The sequence below is a fragment of the Cupriavidus sp. H39 genome (genome assembly GCF_050271075.1).
Classification (GTDB): Bacteria; Pseudomonadota; Gammaproteobacteria; order Burkholderiales; family Burkholderiaceae; genus Cupriavidus; species Cupriavidus necator_B.
Genome location: NZ_CP189846.1, coordinates 1649305 through 1665654, shown reverse-complemented (window position 1 = coordinate 1665654; position 16350 = coordinate 1649305). Strand labels below are relative to the sequence as shown.

The following is a 16350-nucleotide window of genomic DNA, read 5'->3' as shown; positions in this document are numbered from 1 at the left end:
GCACGCACTTCGCATGGCAGTGCCATCCCGGCGGCTGGCCGCAAGGCGCCGCTCCGGGTTTTTTGTTGCTCCGCCGGAGCGAAACACCGGGAGGACATGTGCGGATCTGCCAGATCGACCTGACCGGAACGCCCGAAGCCGATCAGCACGCGCTGCAGCGCGTGGCGGCGCTGGGGTTCGACCACGTATTGATCGGCGGCTGGCCGCACCTGCCTGGGGACGACACGCTCGCTGCGTGCGCCCGGCATGGACTGGCCCCCCTGCTCGATATTTCACTGGACCGCTATATGGCGGATGGCGCCGCGGGGACAGACGACCTCCCCGATGCCGCCTGGATCGACACCGCGGCGCCCGCCTTCGCGCCGCACGAGACCGACAACCACATCCCCGGCACGCGCCTGCGCTGGCATGACCGGCAGATTGCCGAAGCGCTGGTGCAATGGTGGGCGGCGCGGCTGCGCATGGCCTGGGCCGCGGGCGCGGCCGGCTTCTGCTGCCGCGCGCCGGCCCGCGTGCCCGGCCAGTGCTGGGCCACACTGCTGGCCACCTTGCGCGGCGATGCGGTACCGGAAACGGCGCGGGGCACGCCGCGCTTCCTCGCCTGGACCCCGGGTCTGACGCCGGCACAGCTGGACGAGCTGGCGCCCGCCGGCTTCGACGGCGCCTTTTGCTCGCTGCCGTGGTGGGACTACCGCAGCGCCTGGCTGACCGAGGAAATGGCGCGGCTGCGCCGCCTTGGCCGGGTGCTGGCGGCGCCGGCACTGGCGCCCGCCCGCCATGACGCGCTCAGCGCGCGGCGCGCGCTGTGGACTGCCGCGGCGATCGGCGACGGCATCCTGGTGCCGGCGGGATTCGAGACCGGCGGCGCGCAGGCACGCGATCCGCTGGCCCCGGACGGCCACGCGCATGACGGCGTGCCCTACGACATCACGCACGAAGTGCTCGAGGCCAACACCTGGCTGGCCGCGCGCGACCCCGCGCCGGCCCTGGCGGTGCGTTTGCTGAGCGGGCCCGACGCGCCGCTCACGGTACTGGCGCGCCTGCCCGCACCCAACGGGCACTGCAGCAGTGCCGATGCCCCGCCGCGCCGGGATGATCCGGCGGTGCCGGATGGCGGCCCGGCCCTGGCGGTGGTGATCAACCCCGATCCGATGGAACCGGCCAGCCTGGGCGCCGACCGCGTGCTCAGTGCCATGCCGCATGCCAGTGCGCGCCTGGAACCCGCGGCGGGGGGACCCGGCGGCACCCTCGACGGCACCAGCCGGCTCGATGCGCTCTCCAGCATCACGCTGGCGCCGGCGGATATCCGCCTTTACGAAGTGCCGCCGGTGCCGCTGAGCCGGCCCGGCATGCCGCGGCCCGACGCGACTGCGCCGCATGGCCACGAAACGCTGGCGGTCACGGGACTGGGCAGCGTGGTGGCCGCCATGGAGGCACCGCGCATCGCCATCGAACGAGTCGAGCCGGCCTGCGACGCCGGCCGCTTCGCCGTGCGCCGCGTGGTGGGCGAACGCGTCACCGTCAGTGCCGATATCTGGATGGATGGCCACGACAAGCTGGCCGCCGTGGTCTTGTGGCGCGCGCCGGGCGAGAGCGACTGGCATGAAGCGCCGATGCAGCCCGGCATCAACGACCGCTGGGAAGGCAGCTTCCCGCTGGTGGCGCTGGGCCGGCATGAATTCACGGTCGAGGCGTGGCGCGACACCTTCGCCAGCTGGCTCGACGAGATCGGCAAGAAGCGCGCGGCGGGACTCAACGTTGCGCTGGAAACCGAGGAAGGTGCGCGGCTGGTGGCGGACGCGCTGCTGCCGGCCGGGAACGGGAAAAAGGGCAACGGCAGAAAAAACGGCAAGAAGGTCAACCAGGGAGCCACGGACGGCGAGCTCGCCGCCATCGTCGACGAACTGACCGCGGCCGCTGGCGACGATGAACGCCGCCTGCAACTGCTGCTGTCCGAACGCACCGCCGCGGCGATGCGGGCGGTGATGAAGACCGCGGCCGGCAGGCCGTTCGCCTCGCGCCATCCGGTGGCGATGCCGGTCGAGGCGGATCGGCTGGCCGCGCGTTTCGCCAGCTGGTATGAACTCTTTCCGCGCTCGCAAAGCAACGATGCGCAGCGCCATGGCACCTTCGACGACGTCATCGCGCGCTTGCCAGCGATCCGCGCGATGGGCTTCGACGTGCTGTATTTCCCGCCGATCCACCCGATCGGCCGTACCCATCGCAAGGGCCGCAACAACAGCCTGCGCAGCGAGCCCGGCGACCCGGGCAGCCCTTACGCGATCGGCGGCGCGGAAGGCGGCCATGATGCCTTGCATCCCGAGCTTGGCACCTTCGAGGATTTCAGCCGGCTGATCGACGCCGCCGCGGCCAACGGCCTGGAGCTGGCGCTGGACTTCGCGATCCAGTGCTCGCCCGACCATCCGTGGCTGAAGGACCACCCGGAGTGGTTCGCGCACCGGCCCGACGGCTCGCTGCGCTACGCCGAGAACCCGCCCAAGAAATACGAGGACATCGTCAACGTCGATTTCTACGCCGCGCCGCCGGCCGGTGCCGCGCTGTGGCAGGCGCTGCGCGACGTGGTGATGTTCTGGGCCGACCACGGCATCCGCATCTTCCGCGTCGACAACCCGCACACCAAGCCGCTGCCGTTCTGGGAATGGATGATCGCCGACGTGCGCGCGCGCCACCCCGACACCATCTTCCTGGCCGAGGCCTTCACGCGGCCCAAGATGATGGCGCGGCTGGCCAAGCTGGGCTTCAGCCAGTCGTACACCTACTTCACCTGGCGCAACACCAAGTGGGAACTGACCGAGTACCTGACCGAACTGACGCAGAGCCCGCTGCGCGACTTTTTCCGGCCGCACTTCTTCGTCAACACGCCGGACATCAATCCCTATTTCTTGCATCACAGCGGCCGCCCGGCGTTCCTGATCCGCGCCGCGCTGGCCACGCTGCTGTCCGGACTGTGGGGCATGTACAGCGGCTTCGAGCTGTGCGAGAGCGCGCCGTTCGTGCTCGACGGCAAGGTGCGCGAGGAATACCTGGACTCCGAGAAATACCAGCTGCGGGTGCGCGACTGGCAGCAGCCGGGCAATATCGTCGCCGAGATCTCGCGGCTCAACGAGATCCGCGCCGGCCACCCCGCGCTGCAGAACCACCTGGGGCTGCGCTTCTACCCTGCCGGCAGCGACGCGGTGCTGTGGTTCGCCCGCTTCGTGCCGGGCACCGATTACCTGTTCGGCGACGACGTGCTGCTGGCGGCGATCAACCTCGACCCGCGCACCGCGCACGATGCCGACATTGAAATCCCGCTGTGGGAATGGGGCCTGCCCGACCAGGCCGGCCTGGCTGTGCAGGACCTGATGCGCGGCCAGCGCTTCGAGCTGCGCGGCAAGCACCAGCGCATCCGCCTGGACCCCGCGCAGCTGCCGTTCGCGGTCTGGCATGTGCAGCCGCTGGAACGTCCCGCCCCCCGCCCACCTGCTGCGCCGGTCTCGACCGACCCGCACGGCGCCTGACAGGCATACGTGGAGACACGGATGAAACGCCTTACCGAAACCGGCAGCGCCGCCCTGCTCAACGCCGATCCGCTCTGGTACAAGGACGCGGTGATCTACCAGCTGCACATCAAGTCCTTCTCCGACGCCAATGGCGATGGCGTGGGCGACTTCGCCGGCCTGCTCGGCAAGCTCGACTATCTCGTCAACCTGGGCGTCGACACGGTATGGCTGCTGCCGTTCTACCCGTCGCCGCGCCGCGATGACGGCTATGACATCGCCGACTACCGCAACGTCCACCCCGACTACGGCACGCTGGCGGACGCGCGGCGCTTTATCGCCGCGGCGCACGCGCGCGGCCTGCGCGTGATCACCGAGCTGGTCATCAACCACACCTCGGACCAGCATCCGTGGTTCCAGCGCGCGCGCAAGGCCAAGCCCGGCTCCGCGGCGCGCCGCTACTACGTGTGGTCGGACCATGACCAGGCCTACGCCGGCACGCGCATCATCTTCTGCGATACCGAGAAATCCAACTGGAGCTGGGACCCGGTGGCGGGCGCCTATTTCTGGCACCGCTTTTACTCGCACCAGCCGGACCTGAACTTCGACAACCCGCAGGTGCTCAACGAAGTGCTGTCGGTGATGCGCTTCTGGCTGGACATGGGCGTCGACGGCCTGCGCCTGGACGCGGTGCCCTACCTGGTCGAGCGCGAAGGCACCAGCAACGAGAACCTGCCCGAGACCCATGCCGTCATCCGCAGCATCCGTTCCCACCTCGACCAGCATTTCCCCGGCCGCATGCTGCTGGCCGAGGCCAACATGTGGCCGGAAGACGCGCAGCAGTACTTCGGCCTGACCGGCCCCGACCCCGAAGGCGACGAATGCCACATGGCGTTCCACTTCCCGCTGATGCCGCGCATGTACATGGCGATCGCGCGCGAAGACCGCTTCCCGATCACCGACATCATGCGCCAGACGCCGGAGGTGCCACCCAACTGCCAGTGGGCCATCTTCCTGCGCAACCATGACGAGCTGACGCTGGAGATGGTGACCAGCAGCGAGCGCGACTACCTGTGGGAGGTCTACGCCACCGATCGGCGCGCGCGCATCAACCTGGGCATCCGCCGCCGGCTGGCGCCGCTGATGGAACGCGACCGCCGCCGCATCGAGCTGATGAACAGCCTGCTGTTCTCGATGCCGGGCACGCCGGTGATCTACTACGGCGACGAGATCGGCATGGGCGACAACATCCACCTGGGCGACCGCGACGGCGTGCGCACGCCGATGCAGTGGTCGCCCGACCGCAACGGCGGCTTCTCGCATGCCGATCCCGAGCGGCTGGTGCTGCCGCCGTTGCAGGGCCCGCTGTATGGCTACGAGGCGGTCAATGTCGAAGCGCAGGCGCGCGACCCGCACTCGCTGCTGAACTGGATGCGGCGCATGCTGGCGCTGCGGCGCAAGCACCGTGCCTTCGGCCGCGGCACGCTGCGCTTCCTGTTTCCCGGCAACCGCAAGATCCTGGCGTACCTGCGCGAGTTCGAGGGCGAGCACATCCTGTGCGTAGCCAACCTGTCGCGCGCGCCGCAGGCGGTGGAACTGGACCTGTCCGCCTTCAACGGCCGCGTCCCCGTGGAGATGATGGGCGCCACGCCGTTCCCGGCGATCGGCACGCTGACTTACCTGCTGACGCTGCCGCCCTATGGCTTCTACTGGTTCGTGCTGAGCGACGAGGCGCAGCCGCCGTCGTGGCACGTGGAGGCGCCTGAACAAATGCCAGACCAGATCACCCTTGTGATGCAGAACACCGGCCGGCCCGAACTGACCGAGGCCTCGCGCCGGCTGATGGCCAGCGAGGTGCTGCCCCACTACATCGGCCGGCGCCGCTGGTTCGGCGCCAAGCATGAGCGCATCGAGCGCGTAGGGCTGGCCTACCTGCTGCCGTTTGCACGCGGCAGTGCCGGCGAAGACATCTACCTGGGCGAAGTCGAAGTGGCGCTGCCCGGGCGCACCGAGCGCTACCAGCTGCCGGTGGGCATCCTGTGGGACCGCGAAAGCGCCGACGGGGTCTCGCAGCTGGCGCATGGGCTGTCGATGGCGCGCGTGCGCCAGGGCAGCCGCGTCGGGCTGGCCACCGACGGCTTCGTGATCGAACCGTTCGCGCGCGAGGTGGTGCGCGCCTTGCGCAACGATGTACAGGTCCACGCCGGGCACGACGTCATCCATTTCCGCGCCGAGCCCGGACTGGCGGCGCTGGAACTGGAGCGCGACCCGATCGAATACATGTCGGCCGAGCAGTCCAACAGCTCGCTGTCGTACAACAACACCGCCGTGCTCAAGCTGGTGCGCCGGCTTTCGGGCGGCATTCACCCTGAAGCCGAGATGACGCGCTACCTGACCGCGCAGGGCTATGCGCACGCCGCGGCGCTGCTGGGCGAGGTGGTGCGCACCGGACCGGACGGCGTGCCGCATACGATGATGCTGCTGCAGGGCTACATCCTGAACCAGGGCAACGGCTGGGACTGGACCCTGGACTACCTGGGCCGTGCCATCGACGATGCACTGCCGTCGCAGGAGAGCGAGGACGAGTTCGCCGAGGCCATGAACGGCTACGCCGCGCTGGCCGGCACGCTGGGCCGGCGCCTGGCCGAACTGCATGCGGTGCTGGCGCGTCCCAGCGAAGACGACGCCTTCGCGCCCTTGCCGGCCACCGAAGACGAGGCACGCGCATGGGCCGGGCAGGCCATGGAGGCGCTGCAGCGCGCCCTGAGCCGGCTGCAGCCACGGCCTGGCACCGAGCCGGCCAGCCCGGCCTTCGAGGCCGATGTGCAAACCCTGTTGGCTGCGCGCGATAGCCTGCCCGGGCTGGTCGAGCAGCTCGCCGCCGCGGCGCCGGGCAGCCTGCAGACCCGCATCCACGGCGACTTCCACCTGGGGCAGGTGCTGATCGCGCAGAACGACACCTACCTGGTCGACTTCGAAGGCGAACCCGGATTGCCGCTGGACTGGCGCCGGCGCAAGACCTCGCCGCTGCGCGATGTGGCGGGGCTGCTGCGCTCGCTCGACTATGCCGCGGCCACGGTCGGCACCGACCGCAGCGAACGCACCCACAGCGAACTGCCGCCACAGCTGGCCGAACGGCGCGCGGTGCTGCTGGAGCGCTTCCGCAGCACCGCCAACGAGGCCTTCCTGAACTGCTACCGCCAGCACATGGAGGCCGCGCCCGTGCCATGGGTGGCGCCCGACCAGTTGCAGCCTCTGCTTGACCTGTTCCTGCTGGAACGCGCGGCCTATGAAGTCGAATACGAAGCCGCCAACCGCGTCACGTGGATCGACCTGCCGGCCAGCGGGCTGGCCCGCCTGCTGCGCAAGCTGGCCGCGACCGGAGAACCGGCATGAGCCCCACCGGCAGCACCGACGGCGGGACGCGCGCCGGCCAACAGCCGGGCCTGCTGCCCGGCCATGAACTCGATGCCCTGCTGGGCGGCCGCCATCCCGACCCGTTCGGCGTGCTGGGACCGCATCCGGATGGCGACGCCACGCTGGTGCGCGCTTGCCTGCCGGGGGCGGCGTCGGTGCAGCTGGCCGATGCCAGCGGCGCGCCGCTGGCGGAGATGGAGCGGCTGCACGGCGGCGGCGTATTCGCCGGCCGGCTGCCGCACGGGGCCGGCACCGGCGCTGCGGCCTACCGCCTGCGCGTGCAATGGTCCGACGGCACCGAGCAGTGCAGCGCCGACCCCTACGCTTTTGGCCTGCTGCTGGGCGAGCTGGACCTGCACCTGATCGCCGAGGGACGGCACTTCAAGCTGGGCGCCTGCCTGGGCGCGCAATGCCAGCGCGTGGACGGCATCGACGGCGTGCGCTTCGCGGTGTGGGCGCCGAATGCGCGGCGGGTCTCGGTGATTGCCGACTTCAACGGCTGGCATCCGGCGCGGCATCCGATGCGGCTGCGCCATCCCAGCGGTATCTGGGAGTTGTTCGTCCCCGCCGCGCTCGGTGCGCAGCCAGGCAGCCGCTACAAGTACGACCTGCTCGACCCGCACGGCACCGAGCTGCCCGACAAGGCCGATCCGCTGGCGCTGGCCACCGAGGCGCCGCCTGCCACCGCCTCGGTCGTGGCCGGTCCGGGCCAGGGCGCGCCACCGTTCAGCTGGAACGACGCCGACTGGATGGCGCGCCGCCAGGCCGCCGACCCGTATGCCGCGCCGATGTCGGTCTACGAGGTGCACGTGCTGTCGTGGCTGCGCGCGGCCAACGACGCGCAGCATGGCTGGAGCATCCTGGCCGACCGTCTGGTCCCCTACGTGCAGGAACTCGGCTTCACCCATATCGAGCTGCTGCCTGTCACCGAGCATCCGTTCGGCGGCTCCTGGGGCTACCAGCCGCTGTCGCTGTATGCGCCCACCGCGCGGCTGGGACCGCCGCAGGCCTTTGCCGCCTTTATCGACCGCTGCCACCAGGCTGGCATCGGCGTGATCCTGGACTGGGTGCCGGCGCACTTCCCCACCGATCCGCACGGGCTGGCGCAGTTCGACGGCACCGCGCTGTACGAGCACCAGGACCCGCGCGAAGGCTTTCACCAGGACTGGAACACGCTGATCTACAACCTGGGCCGCAACGAAGTGCGCGGCTTCCTGCTGGCCGGCGCGCTGCACTGGCTCGAGCACTTCCACGCCGACGGGCTGCGGGTCGACGCGGTGGCGTCGATGCTCTACCGCGACTACAGCCGCGAGCCCGGCCAGTGGGTGCCGAACCGTTTCGGCGGCCGCGAGAACCTCGAAGCGGTGGACTTCCTGCGCGAACTCAACGCAGTGGTCCATGAACGCTGCCCCGGCGCGCTGACCATCGCCGAAGAGTCCACCGCGTGGCCCGGCGTGACCGCCAGCGTCGCCAGCGGCGGGCTAGGCTTCGATTTCAAATGGAATATGGGCTGGATGCACGACACCCTGCATTACCTGGGGCATGAGCCGGTTCACCGCGCCTGGCACCACCAGAACATGACCTTCGGCCTGGTCTACGCCTGGTCCGAAGCCTTCGTGCTGCCGCTGTCGCACGACGAGGTGGTGCACGGCAAGGGCTCGATGATCGGCAAGGTGCCAGGCGACGACTGGCAGCGCTTTGCCGGCCTGCGCGCCTACTACGGCTTCATGTGGGCCCATCCGGGCAAGAAGCTGCTGTTCATGGGCGGCGAGCTGGCGCAGTGGCAGGAATGGAACCACGATGCCGAGCTTGACTGGCCGCTGCTGGACCAGCCCATGCACCGCGGCGTGCACACACTGGTGCGAGACCTGAACCGGCTCTACCGCGAACTGCCCGCGCTGCATGCGCGGGACCACAGTCCCGATGGCTTCCAGTGGGTGGTCGGCGACGACAACCACAACAGCGTGTTTGCGTGGCTGCGCCGCGCGGGGCCGGAGCGCCGCGAGGTGGTTCTGGTGGTGGCCAACATGACGCCGGTGCCGCGCTACGGGTACCGCGTCGGCGTCCCTTATGCCGGCGCATGGCGGGAATGCCTGAATACCGATGCCGCCGTGTACGGCGGCAGCAATGTCGGCAACGGCGGCGCCGTGGCGGCGGTGGATGTGCCTTCGCACGGGCAGCCGGCTTCGCTGGCGCTGACGCTGCCGCCGCTGGCCACGCTGGTGCTGCGCTTCGAACAGGGTGACGATACCGAAGGCGCCGCGACATGACCCGCCCGTTCGCTGACCGGCTGCTGCCGGGCAAGCCGTTCCCGCTCGGTGCCCACTGGGACGGTCTGGGGGTCAATTTCGCGGTGTTCTCGGCCCACGCCTCGCGCATCGAGCTATGCCTGTTCTCCGGCAACGGCCGCAAGGAGCTGGCGCGGCTGCCGCTGCCGGAATGCACCGACGAGATCTGGCACGGCTACCTGCCCAACGCGGCGCTGGGCACGCTGTATGGCTATCGCGCGCATGGGCCTTACGACCCCGGCCACGGCCACCGCTTCAATCCCCACAAGTTGCTGCTGGACCCGTATGCGCGCCAGCTGAGCGGCCCGGTGCGCTGGTCCGACGCGCTGTTCGGCTATCGGCTGCAAAGCGCGCGCGCCGACCTCACGCCCGACCGCCGCGACAGCGCGCCGACCATGCCCAAGGCGGTGGTGGTGGACGAAAGCTTCCATTGGGGCGACGACCGGCCGCCGGCCGTGCCCTGGCCCTCCACCATCATCTACGAAGCCCACCTGCGCGGCCTGTCGATGCTGCGCGACGACCTGCTGCCCAACCTGCGCGGCACCTTCGCCGCGCTGTGCGACCCGCGCTTTGTCGACCACCTGGTGCAGCTGGGGGTGACCACCGTCGAGCTGCTGCCGGTGCACGCCATCCTGCAGGACCGCTTCCTGCTGGAGCGTGGCCTGCGCAACTACTGGGGCTACAACACGCTGTCCTACTTCGCCCCCGAGCCGGCCTACCTCGGCACCGGGCAGCTGCAGGAGTGCAAGGTGGCGATGCGGCGCCTGCACGCCGCCGGCATCGAAGTGATCCTGGACGTGGTCTACAACCACACTTGCGAGGGCAACGAGCTGGGGCCGACGGTGTCGTGGCGCGGGCTGGACAACGCCAGCTACTACCGGCTGGTGCCTGGCGACGAGCGCCACTACATCAATGACACCGGCTGCGGCAACACGCTCAACCTGTCGCACCCGCGCGTGCTGCAGATGGTGCTGGATTCGCTGCGCTATTGGGTGCAGTGCTACCACGTCGACGGCTTCCGCTTCGACCTGGGCAGCACGCTGGGGCGCGAAGGCAATGGCTTCGACGCCGGCTCGGGGTTCTTCGATGCACTGATGCAGGATCCGGTGCTGAGCCGCGTCAAGCTCATCTCCGAGCCCTGGGACCTGGGCCCGGGCGGCTACCAGCTGGGCAATCATCCGCCCGGATTTGCCGAGTGGAACGACAAGTTCCGCGACGTCAGCCGCCGCTTCTGGCGCGGCGACGCCGGGCACCGCGGCGAGCTGGCGGCGCGCCTGGCGGCCTCGGCCGACCTGTTCGACCGCCGCCACCGGCGGCCCTGGGCCAGCATCAACTTCATCACCGCGCACGATGGCTTCACCCTGGCCGACCTGGTCAGCTACAGCGGCAAGCACAACGAGGCCAATGGCGAGGACAACCGCGACGGCACCGACGACAACGCCAGCGCCAACTGGAGCCCCGATGGCAGCGTCGAAGGGCCCACCGATGATCCCGAGATCCTGGAGCGCCGCAAGCGCGTGGCGCAGGCGCTGATGGCTACGCTGCTGCTGGCGCAAGGGACTCCGATGCTCACTGCCGGCGACGAATGGGGCCGCACCCAGCACGGCAACAACAATGCCTATTGCCAGGACAACGAGCTGTCGTGGCTAGACTGGAAGCAGGCCCAGGGGCCCGGCGCGCAGCCGCTGCAGCAGATGGTGCGCCGGCTGCTGGCGCTGCGCCGCAAGCTTTATGCGCTGACCGGCGACCGCTTTGCCCACGGGCGTGAAGCGCCGGCCCCGGGCATTGCCGACATCGCCTGGTTCGATACCGACGGCAAGCCCCCCACGCCGGAAGAATGGGCCGATCCGGAGATCCGCACGCTCGCGCTGCGCCGCGCGGCCAGCCCGCCGCAACCGGAGCGCCCGACACTGGGGTCGCTGGCGGAACCCGCTCCAGGCGATTCGCGCGCGGTGCAGGTCACCCTGCTGCTGCTCAACGCCGGGGACAGCGACGCCACCTTCCAGCTGCCCGAGCCCGCGCTGCCGTGGGCCTTGCTGTTCGACAGCAGCCGGCCCGAGGCCAGCGACACCGAGCTGGGGGGCGCGCCGGTGCACGAGGCCCAGGCGGTCGCCGCCCACTCGCTGGTGCTGCTGGCCGCGCAGGCCGCCCCGCCACCGGAGGACCTCGCGTGAGCCGCGCTGGCGAACCCTCGCCGCTGCAGGCGCTGGCGCTGCGCGCCGGCCTGCAGCCGCACTGGACCGATGCCTGGAACCAGCCCCGCGAGGTCAGCGAGGCGGCCCTGCAGCGCGTGCTGGACGGACTGGGACTACCCTGCGCCACCCCCGGCCAGTGCGCCGCCTCGCACGCGTGGCTGGCCGCCGATGACGCGGCCCATGCGCTGCCGCCGCTGGTGACCGCGGAGCGCGGCCAGCCGGTGGCGGTGCCGTGGCTCCATGCCTCGCCGCAGCGTGCCTACCGGCTGACGCTGGAAGACGGCGCGATCATCACCGGTACCGCGGTGCGCAGCGCGGGCGCCAGCGGCGGGCTGATGCAACTGCCCGCCATCGACGTCTGCGGCTACCACCGGCTGGACCTGGGCGATGGCCATACCACGCTGGCGGTGGCGCCGCGGCGCTGCTACGGCGTGGCCGACGCGCTACGGCATGCCGGCCGCGGCGGCAACGGCAACGGCGCGGGCACGCCGCCGTGGGGACTGGCGGTGCAGCTCTACAGCTTGCGGCGCGCCGCGCCCTGCGGCATGGGTGACCTGACCGCGCTGGCCGATGCCTGCGCCAGTGCCGCCCGCGCGGGCGCCGACGCCGTTGCGATCAACCCGCTGCACGCGCCCTTTGCCGCGCTGCCTGAGCGCTACAGCCCGTATGCGCCTTCCAGCCGGCTGTTCCTGAACCCGCTCTATGCCGACCCCGCCGCGGTGTTCGGCCAGGCGGCCGTGGATGCCGCCATCCATGACCTGGGCGCGGGCGACACGCTGCGGGCACTGGACGCGCGCAGCGAGATCGACTGGATCGCGCTGGCGCCGCTGCGCTACGCCGTCCTGCGCTGGCTCTGGCAACGCCGCGAAACCCTGCTGCCGCGCGCGGCGCTGGACGCCTGCGCCGCCTTTCGCGCCCGCGGCGGCACAGCGCTGCATGCGCATGCGTGCTATGAGGCGATCCAGGCGCAACGGCTCAGCGACAGCGCCAATGGCACCAACCACCATGCCGCGCCGGACTGGCGCTGCTGGCCGGTCACGCTGCGCACCCCGACGGATGCCGCGGTGGCCGCCTTTGCGCAGTCTCATGCCGACGACGTGGCGTGCCATGGCTTCCTGCAGTGGCTGGCTGACGACGGACTGGCGCGCGCGCAGCGTGCGGCGCGCGACGCCGGCATGGCCCTTGGCATCATCCGCGACCTCGCCGTGGGCGCCGACCCCGGCGGCAGTCAGGCCTGGACGCGCCAGCCCGAAACCCTGGCCGGCTTCCATGCCGGCGCGCCACCGGACCTGTACAACCCGCTCGGGCAAGACTGGGGCGTGGCGGTGTTCTCGCCGCGCGGGCTGCGCCGGCACGGCTACGCTGCGTTCCTCGAGATGCTGCGCGCCAACCTGTCCCACGCTGGCGGACTGCGCATCGACCACGTGCTGGGCCTGGCGCGCATATGGCTGGTGCCGGCCGGCGCACCCGCCAGCGACGGCGCTTACCTGCGCTATCCGCTGGAAGACTTGCTGCGGCTGGTGGCGCTGGAGTCCTGGCGGCATCGCGCCATCATCATTGGCGAGAACCTTGGCACGGTGCCGCCGGAGCTGAATGCGGCACTGTCGGCGCGCGGCGTGCTCGGCATCGACGTGCTGTGGTTCCAGCGTGAAGCGCGCGCGCAGGACGACGTGCTGGACGCCCCCCGGGACGACGCTCAGCGCGCAGACGGCGGCGACATGGCCGGGCCGGCGCCCGACGCAGCGGCCTTCCTGCCGCCACAAGCGTGGCCCCGGGACGCTGTCGCCACCACCACCACGCACGACCTGCCCACCGTCGCCGGCTGGTGGGCCGGCCAGGACCTGGCGTGGCGCGACCGGCTGCAACTGCTGGCGCCCGGCGAGACCCTCGCGCAGGCGCAGGCCGGCCGCGCGCGCGAGCGCGTGGCGCTATGGCAGGCGTTGTGCGAGGCGGGGCTATGCAGCGGCGCCGTGCCCGCGCCGGACCATGCGCCGCTGGACGCGGTGCTGGCGTGGCTGGGCACGGTGCCCGCGGCCATGCGGCTGCTGCCGGTGGAAGACCTGCTGGGCCTGGCCGAGCAGCCCAACCTGCCAGGAACCACGCGGGTCCATCCCAACTGGCAGCGCCGGCTCGACACCGAGGTGGGTGCGTGGTTCGGCACCCCGGCGCTGCGCGCGCGCGCCGACGCATGGCGCGGCGGCCGCCACGGCGCACGCCATCCACCGGGGCGCACATAACGGCCCAAACAACGCCCCTGACCAGCCCACAGACAAGACCCGCAACGCCGCGAGCGCCGCAGATGTGCAGAGTCCGGAACCGACGCCAGCGTCGATCGTGCAACCATCGCCCGATCCGCTAAGCTTGACCCACCCCCATGCGCAGGAGCCCCGCCATGAACGAAGCCCTCCGGCCCGAGCATGCCGATGACACCCGCACCGCCCTGTCCGGCGCCAGCCTGCGCCAGGCCTTTCTCGACCACGTGTTCCATACCCAGGGCAAGCTGCCCGGGCACGCCAGCCAGAACGACCTCTACCAGGCCGCCGCGCATACCGTGCGCGACCGCCTGGTGCAGCGCTGGATCAGCACCGCCGAAGCCTACCTGGGCCAGCCCTCGCGCACGGTGGCCTATCTTTCCGCCGAATTCCTGATGGGCCCGCACCTGGGCAACAACCTGATCAACCTGGGCATCTTCGACGAGGTTTGCGAGGCCATGGATGCGGCCGGGCTGGACCTCGACCGCATCCTCGACCAGGAAGTCGAGCCGGGCCTGGGCAACGGCGGCCTGGGCCGGCTGGCGGCGTGCTTCATGGATTCGCTGGCGACGCTGGAGATCCCTGCGCTGGGCTATGGCATCCGCTACGAATACGGCATCTTCCAGCAGATCATCATGGATGGCATGCAGGTGGAGAAGACCGATACCTGGCTGCGCAATGGCAACCCATGGGAAATCCAGCGCTCCGAATGGGCGGTGCAGGTGCGCCTGGGCGGGCACACCGAGCACTACACCGACGACCGCGGCCACTACCGCGTGCGCTGGGTGCCGGCCAAGACCGTGGTCGGCGTGCCGTTCGATTCGCCGATCCTGGGCTACCGCGTCAATACCGTGAATACGCTGCGGCTGTGGCGCGCGGATGCCACCGAGGCGTTCGACTTCCATACCTTCAACCGCGGCGACTACCTTGGCGCGGTCAGCAAGAAGGTGACCTCCGAGAACCTGACCAAGGTGCTCTATCCCAACGACGAAACCACGCAGGGCAAGGAACTGCGGCTGGAGCAACAGTATTTCTTTGTCGCCTGTTCCCTGCAGGACATGCTGCGGCTGCTCGCGGTCGACGGCATCCCGGTCACGCGCTTCCACGAAAAATTCGCGGTGCAGCTCAATGACACCCATCCCGCCGTCGGCATCGCCGAGTTGATGCGGCTGCTGGTCGACGAGCATGACCTGCCGTGGAACGAAGCCTGGCACATCACCCAGAATGCCTTCGCCTATACCAACCACACGCTGCTGCCCGAGGCGCTGGAGCAGTGGCCGTTGCCGCTGTTCGGCCGGGTGCTGCCACGCCACCTCGAGATCATCCTGGAGATCAACGCGCGCTTCCTGGATGAGGTGCGCATCCGCTTCTACGGCGACGAATCGCGCCTGGCGCGGCTGTCGCTGATCGACGAGCATGGCCAGCGGCATGTGCGCATGGCCAACCTGGCGTGCGTCGGCAGCCATGCCATCAATGGCGTGGCCGAGCTGCACTCACGGCTGATGCGCGAGGACGTGCTGAAGGACTTCTACGAGATGTGGCCGGAGAAATTCACCAGCATCACCAACGGCGTGACGCCGCGGCGCTGGCTGGCGCTGTCCAACCCGCGCCTGACCCGGCTGGTATCGGACGCGATCGGCGATGGCTGGATCTCTGACCTGGAGCAGCTGCGCGCGCTGGAACCTTATGCCGACGACGCCGGTTTCCGCGAATCCTGGCAGGCGGCGCGGCTGGCCAACAAGGCCGACCTGGCGCAACTGGTACGCGACACCACCGGCGTGGTGGTGGACCCGTCGTCCATGTTCGACGTGATGGTCAAGCGCATCCACGAATACAAGCGCCAGCACCTGGCGGTGCTGCATGTGATTGCGCTGTACCACCGCATCAAGTCCGACCCCGGCGCGCAGATCCAGCCGCGCACCTTCCTCTTCGGCGGCAAGGCTGCGCCCGGCTACGCCTACGCCAAGCTGATGATCCGCTTTATCACCTCGGTGGCCGACGTGGTCAACCGCGATCCGCAGGTGCGCGACCGGCTGAAGGTGGTGTTCCTGCCCAACTTCAACGTCACCTACGGACAGCGCATCTACCCCGCGGCCGACCTGGCCGAGCAGATTTCGCTGGCCGGCAAGGAGGCCTCCGGCACCGGCAACATGAAGTTCGCGATGAATGGCGCGCTGAATATCGGCACCATGGATGGCGCCAATATCGAACTGCGCGAAGCGGTGGGCCATGACAACTTCTTCCCCTTCGGCCTGACCGCGCCCGAGGTCTATGCGCTGCGCGACAGCGGCTACGACCCGGCGGCGTATTACCACAGCAACCCGCAACTGCGCGCCGTGATCGACCTGGTCCAGCAGGGCTTTTTTTCGCGCGGCGATCCCGGGCTGTTCCGCCCGTTGTTCGCGCCGCAGCAGGGGCACGACCCCTACCTGCTGATGGCGGACTTTGCCTCCTATATCGATTGCCAGCAGCTGGTATCGGCCGCGTTTGCCGACCCGGCGCGCTGGCAGCGCATGTCGGTGCTGTCGTGCGCGCGCTCCGGGCGCTTTTCGTCGGATCGGGCGATTCGCGAATACTGCGAGCGCATCTGGCATGTCGCGCCGGTGCCGGTGCGGCTGCTGCACCGCGCCAGCGGGGCGCCCGGACAGGTGGAGTCCGGGGTCAGCGGGCCGCGCGCGGCCTGAGGTTTCGCGACCCT

General features: G+C 70.1%; 6 protein-coding genes. All 6 read left to right on the top strand.

Annotated elements, in window-relative coordinates:
• Positions 1-98 precede the first annotated feature (98 nt).
• The 6 genes from ACOCMH_RS07890 (at position 99) to ACOCMH_RS07865 (ending at position 16336) form a co-directional block, all read left to right on the top strand.
• On the top strand, positions 99-3521 hold the full coding sequence (locus tag ACOCMH_RS07890; protein WP_427306348.1) for a maltotransferase domain-containing protein: 3423 nt from the start codon (positions 99-101) through the stop codon (positions 3519-3521).
• Between the two features lie 21 nt (positions 3522-3542).
• Positions 3543-6896: a maltose alpha-D-glucosyltransferase gene (treS, locus tag ACOCMH_RS07885; RefSeq protein WP_427306347.1), complete on the top strand. Its 3354-nt coding sequence runs from the start codon at positions 3543-3545 to the stop codon at positions 6894-6896.
• Positions 6893-9187, top strand: coding sequence for a 1,4-alpha-glucan branching protein GlgB (gene glgB / locus ACOCMH_RS07880; protein WP_427306346.1), 2295 nt, complete (start codon positions 6893-6895; stop codon positions 9185-9187). The genes treS and glgB overlap by 4 nt, the downstream gene beginning before the upstream one ends.
• The gene (glgX, locus tag ACOCMH_RS07875) at positions 9184-11379 is read left to right on the top strand and encodes a glycogen debranching protein GlgX (RefSeq protein ID WP_427306345.1); all 2196 of its coding nucleotides are present in this window, start codon (positions 9184-9186) and stop codon (positions 11377-11379) included. The genes glgB and glgX overlap by 4 nt, the downstream gene beginning before the upstream one ends.
• Positions 11376-13637, top strand: a complete 2262-nt coding sequence (gene malQ, locus ACOCMH_RS07870; RefSeq protein WP_427306344.1) for a 4-alpha-glucanotransferase — start codon at positions 11376-11378, stop codon at positions 13635-13637. The genes glgX and malQ overlap by 4 nt, the downstream gene beginning before the upstream one ends.
• Positions 13638-13792: 155 nt before the next feature.
• Positions 13793-16336: a glycogen/starch/alpha-glucan phosphorylase gene (locus ACOCMH_RS07865; RefSeq protein WP_427306342.1), complete on the top strand. Its 2544-nt coding sequence runs from the start codon at positions 13793-13795 to the stop codon at positions 16334-16336.
• Positions 16337-16350: the final 14 nt, after the last annotated feature.

What these genes read in the sequence shown, in the direction of transcription:
- treS (WP_427306347.1), top strand. Translation starts at nt 3,543, where the DNA reads ATGAAACGCCTTACCGAAACCGGCAGCGCCGCCCTGCTCAACGCCGAT.
- glgB (WP_427306346.1), top strand. Translation starts at nt 6,893, where the DNA reads ATGAGCCCCACCGGCAGCACCGACGGCGGGACGCGCGCCGGCCAACAG.
- glgX (WP_427306345.1), top strand. Translation starts at nt 9,184, where the DNA reads ATGACCCGCCCGTTCGCTGACCGGCTGCTGCCGGGCAAGCCGTTCCCG.
- ACOCMH_RS07865 (WP_427306342.1), top strand. Translation starts at nt 13,793, where the DNA reads ATGAACGAAGCCCTCCGGCCCGAGCATGCCGATGACACCCGCACCGCC.